Source organism: Nocardia transvalensis NBRC 15921 (assembly GCF_000308875.1).
GTDB lineage: Bacteria > Actinomycetota > Actinomycetes > Mycobacteriales > Mycobacteriaceae > Nocardia > Nocardia transvalensis.
In genome coordinates this window covers 1-17,220 of record NZ_BAGL01000044.1, presented here as the reverse complement: position 1 = coordinate 17,220, position 17,220 = coordinate 1, and the positions used below count along the sequence as shown (strand labels likewise).

Here is a 17,220-nt window from a genome sequence, read left to right as displayed (position 1 = left end):
GGCAGTAGACAACTTTCTCGATCTGTGTACCGACTGATGGAACTTGTTCTAGATTCGGGAGCGGTTCCACCGGCGCAAGCCGCAGCGACGACGAGGAGTGGCGATGTCGCAGCCCGATCCGGATCTTCTCCCCGAGCTGGGGTACTACGCGTTGTCCCGGCATCCGGTGCGGCCCGCCGAACTGGTGGCCGAGGCGGCGGTCGCCGACCGGATCGGGCTCGGGGCCGCGTTCGTTTCGGAGCGCTTCAATGTGAAGGACGCGGCCGTGCTGTCCGGTGCGCTCACCGCGGCCGCGCCCCGGCTCGGCGTGGCGACGGCGGCGACCAATCACCACACCCGCCATCCGCTGGTCACGGCCACAATGGGGGCGACGCTCGCCGAACTCGGCGAGGGCCGGTTCGCGCTCGGGCTCGGACGGGGCATCACCGCCCAGTGGCAGGTGCTCGGGCTGCCGACGGTCACCGGTGCGCAGCTCGCCGAATTCGTGGACGTCCTGCGCCGGTTGTGGCGCGGTGAGACCATCGTCGGCCACGACGGCCTGATCGGGAACTACCCGGTCCTGCATCTCGGCGTCGACCTCACGCCGCCGCCGATCCTGTTGGCCACCATGGGTTCCCGGACGCTGGCGCTCGCCGGCCGCATCGCCGACGCGGTCGTGCTGCACACCTTCCTGAGCGACGAGGCAGTGGCCGCGGCGGTCGCCACCGTGCGCGGCGCGGCCGAACGGGCGGGACGCGATCCGTCGTCGGTGCGGATCTGGTCGGTGCTGGCGACCGTCGACGACCAGCATTCCGAACAGGAACGACTGCGCAGGCTCTACGGCCGGCTGGCCACCTACCTGCAGGGCTACCCGGACGCCCTCGTGCGCGCGAACGGCTGGCACGCAACGGATCTGGATCGCGTGCGAGCGACTGCGGCGTTCACCGGAGCGCGCGGGGCGATCGATGCCACCGCCACACCCGAGGAGGTGCGGGAGTTGGCCGCGACGATTCCCGACGCGTGGGTCCGCGATTGCGCGACCGGATCCGCCGCCGCCTGCGCCGCGGCCGTGGCGCGCCAGTTCACCCTCGGCGTCGACTCGGTGATCCTGCACGGCGCCACCCCCACCGAACTCGCGCCGGTGGTCGCCGCCTACCGGGCGATCCGACCCGTCGACCGCAGCCTGCCCGTGAATCCCGGTGCGGCGCAAGATGTGCCGGTGCAGTCCTGACGAACGCGTCGCCCACGCGGATCGGCACACGGCCCGGACACGGCACCCCGCGTGGATCGCCCGCCTGGCACCGTGGTCATCTCACCCGCGAGGATCGGCCCGCAGACCCGGCAAGACGAAGGTGCGCAGATGGCGGAGGACAGTGGCCGGATCGTCGGCATCGATCGTCTCCCCCGGCATGGTGCCCAGGCTGATCAGCACCCGCGCGATCCACTCCGACACCTCGCGTGGATCGTGCCGCCCGGCGATCTCGCCGCGAGCCATCGCGGCCTCGACATACGGCAGCCAGAACGCCCCGAGATCCGGAACCAAGCCCGAAACCCCCGCGCCCACACACGCCGCGAACTCCTCCGGCTCGGTCACCCGCAGCCGCAGCGGCAGCGCCCCCGGATCGTCGTAGACGCGGCGCCCGATCCGCACGCCCGCCACGAGCTGCTCCGTGAACGTGCCGAAGGTGTCGAGTTCGGCCCGCGCACCACTCCAGAACGAATCCGTCAGCCGCACGATCGCCGCGCCCAGCAGCGCCGACTTGTCCGGGAAGTGGCGATACAGCCAGGCCCGCGACACCCCCGCCTCCTCGGCCACCTCGATGACGGTCGTGGCGCGAATTCCCTTGCGCGCCAGCAATGTCTGCGCGGCGTCGAGCAGCTGGTCCACCACCCCGTTCACCGGTGCCTCGGTCACACGCCCCGCTTTCGATCGGTCCGTGACCGGCGAATTTCCGCCGGTTCCGCGAAAACCTTAGCAAATAGTAGACACTTCTGAGATTCTGTCCACTGTAGACAGAGTCTCCGATCTGTCTACGCTCGGAAAGGACGCACGATGTACCTACCGCGGACCGCTGTCATCGGCGCCGGCATCAGCGGGCTGACCGCCGGCAAGATGCTCAACGACTACGGCGTGCCGTACGTGTGCTTCGAATCGTCGGACCGGGTCGGCGGCAACTGGGCCTTCGGGAATCCGAACGGCCACAGCAGCGCCTACCGATCGCTGCACATCGATACCTCCAAGCACCGGCTGTCGTTCCGGGATTTCCCGATGCCCGTGGACTATCCGGATTTCCCGCACCACACGCAGATCAAGCGATATCTCGACGACTATTGCGCGGCATTCGATCTCACCGATGCCATCGAATTCCGCAACGGCGTCACCGCGGCGCGGCGGCTGCCGGACGGCGGCTGGGAACTCACCACCGAACGCGGCGAGGTCCGGCGATTCGATCTGCTCGTGGTCGCCAACGGGCACCACTGGGACCCGCGCTATCCGGATTTCCCGGGCGAGTTCACCGGCGAGACCCTGCACGCCCATCACTACATCGATCCGGACACCCCGCTGGATTTCCGCGGCCGCCGGATCCTCGTGGTCGGACTCGGCAACAGCGCGGCCGATATCGCCGTCGAACTGTCGTCGAAGGCGCTGGACAACCGGCTCACGCTGTCCACCCGGTCGGGCGCCTGGATCGTGCCGAAGTACATCGCGGGACGTCCGGCGGACAAGTACTTCCGGACTTTTCCGTATATCCCGACGTCGTGGCAGCGCAAGGTCGTCCAGTGGGGTCAGCCGCTCACGGCGGGGCGGCCGGAGAACTACGGCCTGCCCACGCCGAACCACAAATTCTTCGAGGCGCATCCGACGCAATCGGTGGAACTGCCGCTGCGCCTGGGCTCCGGTGACGTGATCGCCAAGCCCGATATCGAGCGATTCGACGGCCGCACAGCGTATTTCCGGGACGGCAGCAGCGACGACTTCGATATCGTCGTCTACGCCACCGGCTACAACATCACCTTCCCGTTCTTCGACCCCGATTTCATCAGCGCACCGGACAACCGGATCGATCTCTACAAACGAATCTTCCTGCCCGGCATGGACGATCTGATGTTCGCCGGATTCGCCCAGGCCACACCGACGCTGTTCCCGTTCGTGGAATGCCAGGCCCGCCTGATCGCGGCCTACGCCGCCGGGCGCTACCGGCCGCCCGGCGAGGCCGAGATGCGCCGCGTGATCGTCGCCGACCAGCAGTTCTACACCGGTCACATGCTCGACCGCCCCAGGCACACACAGCAATTGGACTACTTCCTCTACGAACACGACATGCGGGTCCGGGAACTGCCGGCCGGTGCGCGCCGGGCGGCGGCCGCGGGTCCCCCGCGCTGGTCACAGGCGGGCGCACAGCGGAGCCAGGAGGCGCACCGGTGACGAACTATCGGCAGGTCGAGTTCTCCTCGCACGGAATTTCGTGCGATGCATGGTTTTTCGAGCCGGAGCCCGCGGGTCCCTTCGAAAGCGCCGACGGCCGTCCGGTCGTGGTGATGGCACACGGATTCGGAGGGACCAAGGACTCCGGACTGCTGCCCTTCGCGAACATCTTCCGCGCCGCGGGTCTCGCCGTATTCGCCTTCGACTACCGGGGTTTCGGCGCCTCCGCCGGACAGCCGCGGCAGCGGGTCTCGGTCGCGGGACAGGTGGCGGACTTCCGGGCCGCGGCGACCGCGGCCGGGCGGCAGACCGGCGTGGATCCCGGTCGGCTGGTGCTGTGGGGAGTATCGATGTCGGGCGGGCACGCGCTGACCGTCGCCGCGGACCGCACGGATGTCGCCGCGGTGATCGCCGCCGTTCCGCTCGTCTCCGGACCGGCCGCCGGTCTCCTCGCCCTGCGGCAGGTGGGCGCGCGGGCGGTCGCCGGCTCGGCGGTCACGGCGGTGCGCAGCGCGGTATCGGCCCGGCTGGGCCGGCGGCCGGTGATGATTCCCCTGGTGGGACGGCCCGGCGAGCGCGCTGCATTGACCGCCGACGGCTTCTACGACAGCTACCTCGGCCTGTCCGGTCCGACCTGGCGTAACGAGGTGGACGCCGCGGTCGCGCTGGAACTCGGTGGTTACCGGCCGGGCCGTCACGCCGATCGCATCACCGCGCCGGTGCTGGTGCAGATCGCCGACTTCGACAGGGCCGCACCGCCGCACGCGGCGGCGAAGACCGCGTTCGCGGCGCGGGCCGAGGTGCGCCACTACCCCTGCGACCACTTCGACCTGTTCCCGGACCGGCCCTGGTTCGAGACCGCCGTCGACCACCAATTGCGTTTCCTGCGAAGGCATCTCGCCCCGCGGACCGTGACGAGTCCGGGACGGTCCGCGTGAGCGCGGGCAGCACCGCGGTGGTCACCGGCGGTGCGTCCGGTATCGGCGCCGCCACCGTGCGCCTGCTGGCCGCCGAGGGATACCGGGTGGTCGTCGCCGATATCGATGAGGCGGCCGCGCGGCGCCTAGCCGACGAACTCGGCGACGCGGTGACCGCGGTACGAATGGACGTGACCGACGAGGATTCGGTGGCCGAGGGATTGCGCGCGGCGGCCGGCGCCCACACCGTGGTGCACTGCGCGGGTCTGTCGATGTTCGGCGCGGTCACCGAACTCGACCTCGCGAATTGGCAGACCACCCTCGATGTCTGCCTGACCGGGACCTTCCTCGTGGTCAAGCACGCCGGACGGCACCTCGCCGACAACGGCAGCATCGTCTGCGTGGCCTCCCTCAACGGACGCCAGCCCGGGACGGGATTGGCGGCCTACTGCTCGGCCAAGGCGGGCGTCCTCATGCTGGTCCAGGTGGCGGCGCTGGAACTGGCCGACCGCGGCGTCCGCGTCAACGCGATCTCACCGGGCCTCGTCGACACCCCGCTGGTAGCCGGCATCGCCATGGTGCCGGGCCTGCGCGAGGAATACCTCGAGAACACCCCCCTCGCCCGCAGCGGCCGCCCGGAAGACGTCGCCGAACTCGCCGCCTTCCTCGCCTCCGACCGCTCCGGCTGGATGACCGGCGCTGCCATAGACCTCAACGGCGGCGCCCACCTCCGCCGCTACCCCGACACCGTCGCCAAACTCCGAGCACTCTCGACCGACCTACCTTCCCCGTAACCCGTTGTCTCACAATCCAATAGGGTGTCAGCCGCGAGGCGCCTTGGTTCCGTGCACCCGGATGTATTCGGCGGCGAGCCACGGCCCGAGGTCGTCGAGGAGCATGTCGAGGACGACCGGGTCCTCGGCCGGGACGCGCGCGATCGTTGCGGCCGTGCGCATCTGGGCGCCGCGAGACGGGTAGTAGCGGGCGAAGATCTCCGCCGAGCGGGCCAGATCGCTGGTCCATCCACCCCAGCGCGGCATCACCAGGGTCAGGCCCGATCGCACGATGCGGCGGGAGGCCCGCCTGGTCAGCCGGAGGCGCTCGACCTCGGTGAGGTCGCCGCCGCGCTGCGCCCGCCAGGATCGGACCGCCTGGTCGAGGTCCCCATTGGTCTCGCGGGCGAGGTGTGCTGTGGGCCGGTAGCGCGGGAGGTACGCCGCGAGGTCGTCGCCGAGCAGCGGCGTGCACAGGCAGGCGACGAACCAGCCCAGGTCGTGGCGTTCGATATCGCTGAGTAACGTTGCGGTGGAAGCGAGTTCGATGCCGGCGCCGTTGATCACGGCGTGGGTGGCATCCAGCACGGTGGCGAGGGACCCGGCGTCGGACCGGTCGGGCGGGGTGGGTTCCTGCCGGAGGGCGAGGAGTACGTCGAGGTCGGACACGCCCGGGACGGCGCTGCCCCGGGGAACGCTGCCGTACAGGTAGGCGCTGTGCAGGCGGTCGGGGCCGAAGGTCTCCTCGATGGCCGCGCACGCATGGTCGACCACCGGTGCGAACGGCGCCTGAATCCGGTCGAGCGAACCTTCCCGGGCGATGAACCCGTCGGCGTCCAGTCCCACGATCTCCATGCGGGCACTATGCCCGCCCCGGACGACCCCGGGCCACCGCATTTCGCGGGGGCAGCGGAGTCGCCTCGCTGGGCGGGCACCGGCGGCGCTAGGACTCCGTCACTGCCTGGCTCTGGCCCGTGACGCCGTCCGCGCCGGACGTTTCGAGGGTGGACCGGGTTCCGCTGCGCTTGGACGAGCGCAACCGCGAAACCACGACCAGAATCGGCTCCACCACGCGGGCCGCGATCGGGCCGAGCACGGCCATCAGCAGGACGTAGGTGGTGGCCAGCGCCGCGAACTCGGGCGGGACCGCACCGGTCGTCACCGCCAATCCGGCGATCACGATGGAGAATTCGCCGCGAGCCACCAGCGCCGTACCGGCACGCGCCCGCCCGTACGTCGACGCTCCGGCGCGTTTGGCCGCCCACCATCCGGTGGCTACCTTGGTCGCGACCGTGGCCACCGCCAGCACGACCGCCCAGCCCAGCACGGGCGGAATACTGGTCGGATCGGTACTCAGCCCGAACAGCACGAAGAACAACGCGGCGAACAGGTCCCGTAACGGTTCCAGGATCTTCGTCGCGGTATGGGCGGTCGAATCCGAGATCGCGATACCCAGCAGGAACGCGCCCACCGCCGCCGACACCTGCAACGCGGAGGCCACACCGGCCACCAGCAGCGCCGATCCCAGCAGCTTCAGCAGGAAGATCTCCCGATCCTCGCTGTCGACGATCATCGACACGTATTTGCCGTAGCGCAGCGCGACGACCAGCACCACCGTGACCGCCGCCAGCGCGATGCCCAGGGTCTTCACCCCGGCCGCGAATCCGACGCCGGCCAGCACCGCGGTCAGGACCGGCAGATACCCGGCCATCACCAGATCCTCGAACACCAGAATCGACAGAATCGTGGGCGTCTCCCGGTTACCCAACCGGCCGAGATCCCCCAGCACCTTCGCCACGATTCCGGACGAGGAGATATACGTGACGCCCGCCATCGCGACCGCGCCGGTGAGTCCCCATTTCAGCAGCAACGCGACCACGACACCGGGCGTCGCGTTCAGAACGATATCCAGCACACCGGCGAGCCAGGACTTGCGCATTCCCGTGACCAGCTCGTTCGCGGTGTATTCCAGGCCGAGCAGCAACAACAGCAACACGACGCCGATCTCGCTGGCCAGGTGGATGAACTCGTCCACGTGATCCAGTTCGATCAGCCCGCCGGTGCCGAAGACCAGCCCCCCGATCAGATACAACGGAATCGGCGACATCCCGATCCGCGCGGCAACTCTGCCCAGTAGACCCAAACCGAAAAACACCGCGCCCAGCTGAATCAGCGCCAGGGCGGTTTCATGCTCCACCATACGTTTCAGCCGTCCATCAATAGTCTGTCGGCAGCCGCGAGCCCCTCCGCCGTTCCGACAACAACGAGCACGTCACCGGCGGTGAACGCGAAATCCGGTCCCGGCGAGGGAATCGCCTGACCCGCGCGCACCACCGCGACGATCGAAACCTTCGTCCTGGTCCGCATCTGCGTATCGCCCAGCAATCGGGCGTCGAACGGCGATCCGTCCCGGATCACCAGCTGGCGCGTCGTCAGATCGCCGTAGTCGCGATGCTCGTTTCGCAGCTGCGCCACCAACTGTGGCGCACCCAGCAGATTGGCCAATACCGCGGCCTCGTGGGCCGACAGCGAAATCTGGTCCGTCGCATCCGGATTCCCGGGTTTGCTCACTATGAGATCGATCGTGCCGTCCTTATGATCGATCACCCCGACCCGGCGACGGGAATCTTTCAATGGAAAATCTTTGCGCACACCGATACCCGGCAGCTGTGTAACCTCGACGTTCACCACCCCACCCTATCGAGGGATCTTCAGCGCCCGCACGGTCGCCATATGCCCGCCGGTGAATGCCGCGAGATCACTGGGAGCGGGTGCGCTGCGGATCCTCGGGGCGGGGTGAGGTTGCCGCAGCGGCATCGGTCCCCGGCTCGTACGGCAGCGATTTGCCCTGCCGCGCGAGTTCGTGTTGCCAGCGTTCGAGATTCGGCGGGCGGTAGTCGTCGCTGATCACGACGGTATTCGAGAGGTACGTATTCGGGGTGCCGGTGTCCAGGCGGCGCCAGGAATCCGGATAGTAGTACGGGCTCTGCGGATCGAGCAGCCGGCCGATCAGATTCAGGAGCCGATCCGTAACCGTCAGCTCGTTACGCGGCTGTGCGGAAGCGTCGAAAGCGCCACTCTCCGAGAACTTCTCGAAGGGTTCGCGTTCGAATACCAGACCACGCGCGGCGGCCTCGTTCACCATCCAGCGCAGCGTCGGATCCGACAGCCGGGAGTCCGCATTGCCGCCGCCGATATCGGTGTGCCCACCCTTGAACCACACCTGTTCGATCCGATCGGAACGCAGCGGCCCGGCGACCGCGTCGTCGACCTCCCACAGGCATGGTGCGAACACACGGCGGCGCTCATCGATGGCGAGTACCTGGCGAGCGCATTGCACATACGGCGACAGCCGCATATCGGGAAACCGGTACCGCCACCGCCGAAGTCCCGGCACGCCCATCGCGCCGACGGTGTCGAACACACCCAGGAATTCGATCGGAACGGGGTAATGGCAGTTGGCCGCACGGAAATCCGTCCAGTGCGGCGGATCGGGCTCGTCGGGATGCTGTTTGCGTTCCCGGTAATACGCCAGCACCTCGGGATACCGGCCGGCGGCTATACCCCGGATACCCATCAGCCCGAACCGGCCGATCATCCCCGCCAGACTGCGCGCGGTATAGGCGCCGCGGCTGAAACCGAAAATAAAGATCTGATCGCCCGGCTCCCAATTCAGCGCCAGCTGGCGATACATCGTCGAGAGTTCCGTATCGAGAGTGCCCTGCGGGTCCGCACCGTTCATATAGAAGACTCGCTGACCGACATACCGGCCGGCTTCCGTCGTCGTGCCCAGCCGCACGGATTTCGCGATCTGCAGGATATTGGACACCCCGGCATCGGGTTCGGGATACTCCGCGGCCGGGCCCGGGGCGAATGCGGCGGTCGAACCGGCGAGCGCGGACAGCACGCGACGGCCACGGGTCGCGGGCTCGTCGGCGGGAGGCCGCGCGAACGCCCGAGTCGTCCCCGCCAGCGCCGACAGCAGCCGGTGTCCGAACCGGTCACCGGCGACGCGCGGGCCGGTTCTCCATTCGCCGTCGCAACACACCACCAGTCGTTTCACGCGCTCCCACCTCGGCTTCCCGCGGGCAGCCTGATCGGCATCCGCTCGGCCAGCGCGGCAAGACTTTTCAGGATGGCCGGCGCTGCGGCCCCCGCCCCGACCGCGACCAACACATTCGTGAGGACCCCTCCCGCGGCGAGCGCGGCCGTCACCCCGGCCCCCAGCGCCAGGCGAACGACGATCGCCACCGCGTAGGGCCCGCCACCCGGCCCCGCGGGACGCTTCCAGGGCCATCCTCCGACACGCTGACCGGCTTCCAGGAACTCGACGCCGCAAAAGAATGCCGCGCCGAGAAACCCCCATAAGGCATAGAGCCACATGCCATCGAAGATAAAGGCACGGAACAACAATCACTACCCGGATCTCGTGACACACCCCTTATTTCCCATCCGGAAGTGATAGGGGCCCTGACCGTAAAAAGGAACCGAGCGACCGTTTCGGCACGGTGCCGGTCGTTTGCGGAAACCGTCCACGGCGATGCGGAGCGGCCGCCTATCCTGGGCTGGTACACGACGGGCTCGGGACAGGGGTGATTCATGGGCATGCCGCTGGATGTGACGCGCGAGCAGCTCCACGCGGATCTGCGGGAGTACGCGCGGCTGGCCGAGGTCGGGTACGACCCGGCGGTGGTGAACGCGGTACTGGACGCACTGGGCGACGAGTTCTGGCCACAGTCGTGGCTGGCGGTACGCACCACGACGCACGCGGTCGACGAGCGGGAGCTGAGCATCCGGTTCGTGAATCTCCCCGCGGCCGCCAACGCGCCCGACCGATTGCGTGCGGAGGGGCTGCTGGAGTTCACCGGCCATCCGATGGAGAAGGTTCTGGCCGCGATCTCCGCCACCGAACCGGTGCAGTGGGGTGTCGACGTGGGCGTCACCTCGGGCGTACAGAAGATCTGGGCCAGCTTCCCGGAGCTGATCCCCGTCGACCGGCTGCTGGCCGTCGACGGGGTCCCGGAGTCCGCGCGGGCGCACACCGGCCACCTGAAGCGCTGGGGCGGCGACCAACTCGCGCTGATAGCAATGGATTTCGCCAGCCGCACGATGAACCTGTACGCGTCGATCCAGGCGCCGGGGCAGATCACCCCGGAGAACATCGTCGCGATCCTGGCGGAACTCGGTTTCGTCCCGCCGAGCGAGGAGGAGCTGACCGTCCTCGCCTCCCCCTTCACCATCTACCGCACCTTCTCGTGGACCTCGCCGAACATTCTGCGAATCTGCTTCCCCGCCCGCTACTTTCGCGACCAGTTCCCCGATCTCGACCCGACGCTGTCCCGCTTCGCCACCGGCCCGGTCGCGGGCCCGGGCCCCCACGCCGCCGCCTTCTACGCCGCCTACGGACCCTCCGGCAAGTACTACAAGATCCAGGCCGACTACACCTCCCCCATGCGCTTCGTCCTCCCCGGCGGAGCCGAAGTCCCCCAGCAACGGTGACCCGCACCGGCTAACCGGTCGGCGGCACAGCCCCCAACTCTCCATCGAGAGTCGCCCGCACCACCTCGGCCCACCACTCCAGCGTGCGCTCGCCAGCAGAGGTCAGGCCGGCGCTGCGGCGGAATTCGTTGCCGAACAACGGATCCAGGGCGACGGCCTGATGGAGGGCGGCCATCGTGAGCCGGATCACGTCGCGGGACGGGGGAGTTCGCCCGGTGGACGCGCACTGCTCGCCCGCCTGGGTGTGCAGGCGGTCGACGACCTCGTCGAGCAGGCCGCTGCTGGGATCCCGCCACCCGGATTGGTGTAGGGCAAGGGCCAGTTCGGCGTAGCCGCGGGCATACAGCGCGGACAGGGCGCGCACGAGTTCGGCGGGATCGATCGGACCGTCGGGCCATGCGTTCAGGACGGCGCGCAGTTCGGATTTCATCGTGGCCCCGCCGAATCGCAGCAGCGACTCCAACAGCTGGTCACGCGTACCGAAGTGATGGTTGACCGCCGCATCGGACACGCCGACCTCGGCGGCGACGGCACGCACCTGCACCGCGGCCGGTCCGCCCGCGGCCAGGAGCCTGCTCGCCGCCTCAAGGATCAGCCGTTTCGCGTCATCGGGCTTTCGTCGCACTCGGGTGGCCACCCGCCGATCTTACCTTGACCACTCAATGTAAGAGTCTTACATTGATGGTCCAAGGTAAGGGGAGCATCATGCACGGACGATCCACGATTCCGGGGATGACCGAGCTGGCGGCCGCGTTGGGCGTCGACATTCACGATCCCACCCCGCCCCGCGACATCCACTACTCGCGCACGGGCTGCCGGCTGCACGGATTCGACTGGGGCGGAGAAGGTTTCCCCGTATTCCTGCTGCACGGCGGCAAACTGTCCGCGCACACATGGGATTTCGTGAGTCTCGGCCTGCGCGGCACCGTCCGGCCGATAGCACTGGACCTGCGCGGTCACGGCGACAGCGACTGGTCCGGCGACTACCGCGTCGCCACCATGGCCGCCGACGTCGCCGCCGCGGCCGATCACCTCGGCATCGACCGATTCGCCCTGGCCGGTATGTCACTCGGCGGCGTGGTCGCGGCGCACGTCGCCGGCACGTGGCCGGACCGCGTGCACCGGCTGGCGCTCATCGATGTCGCCCCGGGCGTGGACTTCGACAGCACCCGGCGTATGCGGGAGTTCACCCTCGGCCTCGGCGCGGTCGGCAGCCTCGACACGGTGGTGGACGCCGCACTGCGGCTCAACCCGCGCGCCGACCGCGCCTCCGTCGCCTACCGGATGCACACGCTGTTCCGTCCCACGCCCGAGGGCGAGTGGATTCCGAAGGCCGATCCGAGCCCGCCCGACTTTCCCGCCATCCTCGCCGCCATCCACCGGCTGACCACCCAGCTGACCCGGCACCCGGTCCTTCTGATTCGCGGCGCCCGCAGCAAGGTCCTCCCCCAGCTCGCCGCCGAACAGCTCGTCGACCGCATCCCCCACGGCGAACTCGTCGTCGTGCCGAACGCGGGACACAACGTGCAAGAGGACAATCCCGCCGCCCTGACAATCGCATTACGCGCGTTCCTGACCCCCCGGCAGTGAGCAAGCCGCACCCCGAACACCTGGTCATCTCGCATATCACCGCGGATTTCGATCCCGAGAGCATGGAGCGCGCGCTCGAGACGTACCGCGCCGGCGGCGGCCACGCGCAGAACCGCGACCGCGCGGAGGTCGCCCGCAAACGCGGATAGGAGCGGGCTGCGGCCGATCCCGCGTGCCACTTGGCACAATGTCGGCGTGCGCGGTATTCGACTCGGAGGGATCCGGTGGTGGGCCACCGCGGCGACGGTCGCGATGGCGACGATCGCCGCGGCCGAATGGCTGACCTGGCGCGCGTCGCGGCAGTACCTGCGCCCCGCGCCGGCGAGACCCGGCGGAACGGAAACCGTTGTGGTGCTGGGTTATCCGGCGAATCAGGACGGGAGCCCGCATCGGCTGCAACGCTGGCGCTGCCGTATCGCCGCGCGCTCGCTGGATCCCGGGCGCGACGGGCGCCTCGTCTTCACCGGCGGCGCGGTGCGGCGGGAGTGGCCCGAGGCCGAGGTGATGGCGCGCTACACCCACGACGTTCTCGGCGTGCCGGCCGCCCGCATCGTCACCGAGACCGAGGCCGAAAGCACGTGGCAGAATATCGAATTCACGATGTCGCTGGTGGAACGCGCCGACCACATCAAGATCGCTTCCGATCCCATGCACGCCGCCCGGGCCCGCCGCTACCTCCTGCTCCAGCGGCCTGATCTCGCGGACCGCCTGGCCCCCGCCGCCGACTATCGCTTCCTCGAGCGGTGGTGGCTGAAGGTTCCCACCGCGGCCCACGAACTCGCCGCCATAGCCCGCCGCCGCGCGGGCGCGGCGGCTGTCGCCCTCCTGAACCGCGCGGGCGGTAATCAGCGTATGGATGCCGGGCCACCGGCGGCCTGACATTTTCTTGATGGCAGTGACTGACATCCGGTGCTACTGTCGATGTCAGTCACTGACATACCTGAAAGGAGTCGTCATGCGCATCTTCGTCACCGGTGCCTCCGGCTGGATCGGCTCGGCGGTCACGGACGAACTTCTCACGCACGGCCACGAGGTCGTCGGACTGGCCCGCTCCGACGCGGCCGCCGACACGCTCGCGGCCAAGGGCGCCACCGCCCACCGCGGCAGCCTCGACGATCTCGACAGCCTCGCCGCGGCGGCCGCGTCCGCCGACGGGGTCGTCCACCTCGCCTTCAAACACGATTTCACCGACTACGCCGGTGCCGGCCGCAGCGAGAACGCGGCCGTCCAGCGGATGCTCGATACCCTCGCAGGCAGCGATCGCCCGTTCCTGCTCGCCTCCGGGCTGGCGTCGGGCGGCATCGGACGGCCCCTGACCGAGGACGACGAATCGCCCTTCCACGGCGCCGACTCGATGCGCGGCGGCAGCGAGAACCTCGCGCTGTCCTACGCCGAGCGCGGCGTCCGTTCCGTGGCGCTGCGGTTCTCCCCGACCGTGCACGGCATGGGCGACCACGGCTTCACCTCGGTCCTGACGCAGGTCGCGAAGGAACACGGCGCGGCGGGTTACGTCGGCGACGGCTCGACCCGCTGGGCAGCCGTGCACCGCTCCGACGCCGCCCGCATGGTGGGCCTCGCGCTGGAGAAGGCCCCGGCGGGCTCGCGAATGCACGCGGTCGCCGAATCCGGCATCCCGTCCCGCGACATCGCCACCGCGATCGGCGACTACCTGAACGTGCCCGCCGTCTCGGTAGCGCCCGAGGACGCCCAGGCCCACTTCGGCTGGATCGGCGGCTTCTTCGGCATGGACATCACCGCATCGAACGACCGCACCCGCGAACTCCTCGGATGGACCCCCACGGGCCCAACCCTGCTGGAGGACATAGCCGCCGGAGCCTACGCCCTCCCGTCCTGACCACCCACCACGGTCTCCGACCGCCTACGTCCCGTGCGGAAGGTTGCCGCCACAGGGGCCGTCTCACCGCAGCGAGTGTCTCGCCAACAAGGACAACGCCTCACCACAAGAGACCGTCTCACCACGGCAGACCGTCTCGCCACGGCAAGACCGCCTCGCCACGGGGAGACCGTCCCACCACGGCAAGACCGCCTCGCTACGGCAAGACCGACCCACCACGCGGAGACCCTCTCACCACGGCAAGACCGCCTCGCCACGGCAAGACCGACCCACCACGCGGAGACCCTCTCACCACGCGGAGACCCTCTCATCGCGGGAGGCTGACCTTCGCGGGAGGCTGGCCCTCGCGGGAGTCTGGGTCAGCCGGCGATCGGGATGGCGCGGCCGGGGTGCTCTCGGAGGAGGTTGGCGATATCGCCGTCTGCGCCTGCGGGGTCGATCTGGGCGGCTGGGTGATTCAGGGCGTCCAGGGAGTCGGCGATGAAGGTGGGGAGGCGTTCCGGTGGTTGTTTGCGAAGGTCGGCCAAGGTGCTGACACCCGTGAGGACCAGGAGTGACGGCAGGCCGACGCAGTGGGCGCCGTCGATATCCGTGTCGAGGCGGTCGCCGACCACCAGAGCGTCGCGGGTGTCCGCGCGGTCCAGCGCGTCCTCCATCAGAGGCGCGTACGGTTTGCCGGCGACGATCGGTTCCAGATCGGTGGCCGTGCGCAGGGCGGCCACCATCGACCCGTTGCCGGGCGCGAGGCCGCGTTCGTTCGGCAGCGTGGCATCGGTGTTCGCGGCGACCCACAGGACCCCGGCGCGCAGCGCGTAGGCCGCCTCGGCCAGATCCGGCCACGCGGTGTGCGGCGAATGTCCCTGCACCACGGCGTCGGGCGGCGTGTCCTCGAAGCGCCGGACGGGACGCAGACCGACCCGCTCGACCTCGGCGACCAGATCGTCGGTGCCGACGACGAGCACCGTCGCGTCGCGGTCCAGACGGTCGGCGAGGACGTGCGCCGCGGCCTGGGCGCTGGTCACCACCTCGTTCTCGGTGGCGGTGAAGCCCATACCGGCAAGGTGGGCCGCGACCACGGCGGCCGACCGGCTGGCGTTGTTGGTGACATACATCAGCGCCTGCGCGGACGCTGCGCCCGAGAGCGCCTCGGGCGCACCGGGAATCACGTCGTTCCCGCGATACAGCGTGCCGTCCAGGTCCAGCAGCAGCGCGCCGAACCGGTCCCTCAACCGCGTCACTTGTCCCACCTATTCGAGATCGTCGCGTCCGGAGTCCTCGTCCGCGTCGACTTCCGTTGTCCCGCCGGCCAATTCGTCGGCCCGCTCCTCGGCGTCGGTCTCGCCCTCGAGATCCGCCGACGCCGCGTTGAGGAACCATTTGAGAGCCTCGTCGACGCGTCCGGCGGCCAGCAGTGCCTCCGCGTACGCGTAGAACAACCGCGCGGCGGCCGAACCGCTCCGCGACGGGTCGAGTTCCGGCGTCTGGAGCGTCACCACCGCCTGGTCGTACTGGCCCAGGTCCATGCGGGCGCCGGCGACCACGATCCGTAGTTCGGTGGCCTCGTCGCCGCTCAGCTGACGGGCCTCGTCGCTGCGGCCCAGCTCGATCGCCCGCTCGGGGCGGCCGAGGCCGCGTTCGCAGTCCGCCATGACCGCGAGCAGTCCGGAGCCGCCGGACATCCGGCGGGCCGTCCGCAGTTCGGACAGCGCCTCCGCCCACTCACCGGCGTGATACGCGGTCACACCGGCGGTCTCCCGAACCACCGCGATGCGGCCGGCCCGCTGCCGGGCGGCACGGGCGTGGGCCAGCGCCTGCTCCGGATCCTCGTCGAGGAGACGGGCCGCCATCACCAGATGGCGGGCGACGGTGTCCGCGTTGTTCTTGTCCAGGCTCAGCAGGTCGCGGCGGACCGCGGATTCCAGTTCACCGGCCTCGACGTCCTCGGGCAGTTCGGGCTCGTCCGGGCGCCGTTCGCGGCGATCGGTCGCGCGACCCCGTCCGAACTGGGCACCCTCGCCGCCGCGATGGCGGTCCGGACCCCGGTCGCCATCCGGGCGTCCGCCGCCGTACCCGCGGTCGCCGTCGCCCGAGCGGCGGTCGGATCGGCCACGGTCCTGGTCGGGACGCCGGTCGTCGCCGCGACGGAATCCGCCGCGCTCGCCGTCGTCGCGTCCGAAGTTTCGTTTGTCGCCCTGGGGACGTGAGAAGCCACTTCCGCCGGGACGGTCGCCGCCACGGCGGTCCGCGCCGCGGCCGTAGCCACCGCGACGATCGTCGCCCCGGCCCTCACCGCGATTGCCGCCGCGGTCGCCGGAGGGGCGATCGGAGAAGCCGCCACGGTTGGCGCCACGATCGCCGTACGGGCGATCCGAGGAACCGCCGCGATTACCGTGCGGCCGATCGGATCGGTCGCCGCGGTCACGATCGCCATAGGGACGGTCGGATCGATTCCCGCGGTCACCATAGGGCCTGTCGGATCGACCTCCACGGTCACCGTAAGGACGGTCGGATCGGTCGCCGCGATCGCGATCGCCATAGGGACGGTCGGACCCGCCGCCGCGTTTGAATCCGCCGCGGTTGTCGCCGTTGGAGCCGCGACCGGAGTCGCCGCCACGGCGGTCGGAATCGCGGCCCGAGTCGTCGCGGCCGCCGTCGCGTCGGAAACCGCCGCCCGACGGCCGGTCGCGGCCGCGATCGGACCCGGGTCGGTCGGAGCCAGACCCCTGGCCGGGCCCGCTGCTACGGCGGAAGGGTTTCCGACCCTCGTTCTGCTCCGACACGGTGATCCCTTCGTCTGTTCCTGCTCGGTGCCCGCCGAGACGTCGTCGCTGTGTGCCGGCCGTCGGCCGCCTACACGAAATTGAATCACGGATGGACGCACCGGCCGTGATGCGGCACCGGCCGTAAACGGCGAAAAGGGGACCCACAGCATGGGCCCCCTTTTCGGGAAGTATGTTCCGGCGGTGTCCTACTCTCCCACACCCTGTCGAGTGCAGTACCATCGGCGCAGGTGAGCTTAGCTTCCGGGTTCGGAATGGGACCGGGCGTTTCCCCACCGCTATAACCGCCGTAACTCTATGAAACTATCCACAGATCCCGGCCAAAACCGTGCCGGGACCTCCATGACGACCCCGGGCACACCGGAACCATCACGTCCCGGCATGCTTCTCACCGGGATCC

At 69.5% G+C, this 17,220-nt stretch carries 17 protein-coding genes, 1 rRNA gene and 1 pseudogene; 9 read left to right on the top strand and 10 right to left on the bottom strand.

What is annotated here, in order from left to right; genetic code table 11:
• Positions 1 to 103 precede the first annotated feature (103 nt).
• Positions 104 to 1,210, top strand: a complete 1,107-nt coding sequence (locus ON41_RS13500) for a TIGR03857 family LLM class F420-dependent oxidoreductase (RefSeq protein WP_040747989.1) — start codon at positions 104 to 106, stop codon at positions 1,208 to 1,210.
• Positions 1,211 to 1,291: 81 nt separating this feature from the next.
• On the opposite strand, the gene ON41_RS13495 is transcribed toward ON41_RS13500, so the two are convergent.
• Complete coding sequence (locus tag ON41_RS13495) at positions 1,292 to 1,894, bottom strand: TetR/AcrR family transcriptional regulator (protein WP_040747945.1); 603 nt, start codon at positions 1,892 to 1,894, stop codon at positions 1,292 to 1,294.
• 138 nt (positions 1,895 to 2,032) lie between these two features.
• Between ON41_RS13495 and ON41_RS13490 the strand changes: the two genes are divergently transcribed.
• Genes ON41_RS13490 through ON41_RS13480 form a run of 3 tightly spaced genes read left to right on the top strand, consistent with a single transcriptional unit; the run spans position 2,033 to position 5,117 of the window.
• Positions 2,033 to 3,406 (top strand): flavin-containing monooxygenase, encoded by a 1,374-nt coding sequence (locus tag ON41_RS13490; RefSeq protein WP_040747944.1) that lies wholly within the window; start codon positions 2,033 to 2,035, stop codon positions 3,404 to 3,406.
• Complete coding sequence (locus ON41_RS13485) at positions 3,403 to 4,344, top strand: alpha/beta hydrolase (protein WP_040747943.1); 942 nt, start codon at positions 3,403 to 3,405, stop codon at positions 4,342 to 4,344. Before ON41_RS13490 ends, ON41_RS13485 begins: the two co-directional genes overlap by 4 nt.
• A complete protein-coding gene (locus ON41_RS13480; RefSeq protein ID WP_246829523.1) occupies positions 4,341 to 5,117 on the top strand; it encodes an SDR family NAD(P)-dependent oxidoreductase in 777 nt (258 codons plus the stop codon). Before ON41_RS13485 ends, ON41_RS13480 begins: the two co-directional genes overlap by 4 nt.
• A 27-nt stretch (positions 5,118 to 5,144) precedes the next feature.
• Here the strand turns inward: ON41_RS13480 and ON41_RS13475 are convergent, their stop codons facing one another.
• The 5 genes from ON41_RS13475 to ON41_RS41555 all read right to left on the bottom strand — a co-directional run bounded on the left by ON41_RS13475 (position 5,145) and on the right by ON41_RS41555 (position 9,479).
• Positions 5,145 to 5,951 (bottom strand): nucleotidyltransferase domain-containing protein, encoded by an 807-nt coding sequence (locus ON41_RS13475; RefSeq protein WP_040747942.1) that lies wholly within the window; start codon positions 5,949 to 5,951, stop codon positions 5,145 to 5,147.
• A gap of 88 nt (positions 5,952 to 6,039) precedes the next feature.
• On the bottom strand, positions 6,040 to 7,296 hold the full coding sequence (locus tag ON41_RS13470; RefSeq protein ID WP_174411324.1) for a cation:proton antiporter: 1,257 nt from the start codon (positions 7,294 to 7,296) through the stop codon (positions 6,040 to 6,042).
• A gap of 5 nt (positions 7,297 to 7,301) precedes the next feature.
• Positions 7,302 to 7,784: a cation:proton antiporter regulatory subunit gene (locus tag ON41_RS13465; RefSeq protein WP_040747986.1), complete on the bottom strand. Its 483-nt coding sequence runs from the start codon at positions 7,782 to 7,784 to the stop codon at positions 7,302 to 7,304.
• A gap of 70 nt (positions 7,785 to 7,854) precedes the next feature.
• Positions 7,855 to 9,159 carry a T6SS phospholipase effector Tle1-like catalytic domain-containing protein gene (locus tag ON41_RS38965; protein WP_051161379.1) on the bottom strand — a complete coding sequence of 435 codons (1,305 nt, stop codon included), beginning with the start codon at positions 9,157 to 9,159 and terminating at the stop codon, positions 7,855 to 7,857.
• Positions 9,156 to 9,479 (bottom strand): hypothetical protein, encoded by a 324-nt coding sequence (locus tag ON41_RS41555; protein ID WP_051161377.1) that lies wholly within the window; start codon positions 9,477 to 9,479, stop codon positions 9,156 to 9,158. Before ON41_RS41555 ends, ON41_RS38965 begins: the two co-directional genes overlap by 4 nt.
• 216 nt (positions 9,480 to 9,695) lie before the next feature.
• Between ON41_RS41555 and ON41_RS13450 the strand changes: the two genes are divergently transcribed.
• On the top strand, positions 9,696 to 10,595 hold the full coding sequence (locus tag ON41_RS13450; RefSeq protein ID WP_040747941.1) for an aromatic prenyltransferase: 900 nt from the start codon (positions 9,696 to 9,698) through the stop codon (positions 10,593 to 10,595).
• A 10-nt stretch (positions 10,596 to 10,605) separates the two neighbouring features.
• Here ON41_RS13450 and ON41_RS13445 read toward each other — a convergent pair whose 3' ends face one another.
• Positions 10,606 to 11,232, bottom strand: a complete 627-nt coding sequence (locus tag ON41_RS13445) for a TetR/AcrR family transcriptional regulator (RefSeq protein ID WP_083905329.1) — start codon at positions 11,230 to 11,232, stop codon at positions 10,606 to 10,608.
• Positions 11,233 to 11,327: 95 nt separating this feature from the next.
• On the opposite strand from ON41_RS13445, the gene ON41_RS13440 reads away from it, so the two are divergent.
• The 4 genes from ON41_RS13440 to ON41_RS13430 all read left to right on the top strand — a co-directional run bounded on the left by ON41_RS13440 (position 11,328) and on the right by ON41_RS13430 (position 14,040).
• Positions 11,328 to 12,185: an alpha/beta fold hydrolase gene (locus ON41_RS13440; protein ID WP_040747940.1), complete on the top strand. Its 858-nt coding sequence runs from the start codon at positions 11,328 to 11,330 to the stop codon at positions 12,183 to 12,185.
• A complete protein-coding gene (locus ON41_RS41550; RefSeq protein WP_157185454.1) occupies positions 12,182 to 12,334 on the top strand; it encodes a hypothetical protein in 153 nt (50 codons plus the stop codon). Before ON41_RS13440 ends, ON41_RS41550 begins: the two co-directional genes overlap by 4 nt.
• A 46-nt stretch (positions 12,335 to 12,380) precedes the next feature.
• Complete coding sequence (locus tag ON41_RS13435; RefSeq protein ID WP_051161373.1) at positions 12,381 to 13,064, top strand: YdcF family protein; 684 nt, start codon at positions 12,381 to 12,383, stop codon at positions 13,062 to 13,064.
• 76 nt (positions 13,065 to 13,140) lie between these two features.
• The gene (locus tag ON41_RS13430) at positions 13,141 to 14,040 is read left to right on the top strand and encodes an SDR family oxidoreductase (RefSeq protein ID WP_040747939.1); all 900 of its coding nucleotides are present in this window, start codon (positions 13,141 to 13,143) and stop codon (positions 14,038 to 14,040) included.
• A gap of 359 nt (positions 14,041 to 14,399) precedes the next feature.
• Here the strand turns inward: ON41_RS13430 and ON41_RS13425 are convergent, their stop codons facing one another.
• The 3 genes and pseudogenes from ON41_RS13425 to rrf all read right to left on the bottom strand — a co-directional run bounded on the left by ON41_RS13425 (position 14,400) and on the right by rrf (position 17,112).
• Complete coding sequence (locus tag ON41_RS13425) at positions 14,400 to 15,278, bottom strand: HAD-IIA family hydrolase (RefSeq protein WP_040747938.1); 879 nt, start codon at positions 15,276 to 15,278, stop codon at positions 14,400 to 14,402.
• A gap of 9 nt (positions 15,279 to 15,287) precedes the next feature.
• A pseudogene (locus ON41_RS43630) lies at positions 15,288 to 16,208 on the bottom strand (hypothetical protein); the annotation flags it as partial.
• Between the two features lie 787 nt (positions 16,209 to 16,995).
• Positions 16,996 to 17,112: ribosomal RNA gene (gene rrf, locus ON41_RS13415) — 5S ribosomal RNA — on the bottom strand.
• Between the last annotated feature and the right edge of the window lie 108 nt (positions 17,113 to 17,220).

Coding starts and splice junctions, on each gene's coding strand:
- ON41_RS13500 (WP_040747989.1), top strand. CDS start 104: ATGTCGCAGCCCGATCCGGATCTTCTCCCCGAGCTGGGGTACTACGCG.
- ON41_RS13490 (WP_040747944.1), top strand. CDS start 2,033: ATGTACCTACCGCGGACCGCTGTCATCGGCGCCGGCATCAGCGGGCTG.
- ON41_RS13475 (WP_040747942.1), bottom strand. CDS start 5,951: ATGGAGATCGTGGGACTGGACGCCGACGGGTTCATCGCCCGGGAAGGT.
- ON41_RS13470 (WP_174411324.1), bottom strand. CDS start 7,296: ATGGTGGAGCATGAAACCGCCCTGGCGCTGATTCAGCTGGGCGCGGTG.
- ON41_RS41555 (WP_051161377.1), bottom strand. CDS start 9,479: ATGTGGCTCTATGCCTTATGGGGGTTTCTCGGCGCGGCATTCTTTTGC.
- ON41_RS13450 (WP_040747941.1), top strand. CDS start 9,696: ATGGGCATGCCGCTGGATGTGACGCGCGAGCAGCTCCACGCGGATCTG.
- ON41_RS13440 (WP_040747940.1), top strand. CDS start 11,328: ATGACCGAGCTGGCGGCCGCGTTGGGCGTCGACATTCACGATCCCACC.
- ON41_RS13430 (WP_040747939.1), top strand. CDS start 13,141: ATGCGCATCTTCGTCACCGGTGCCTCCGGCTGGATCGGCTCGGCGGTC.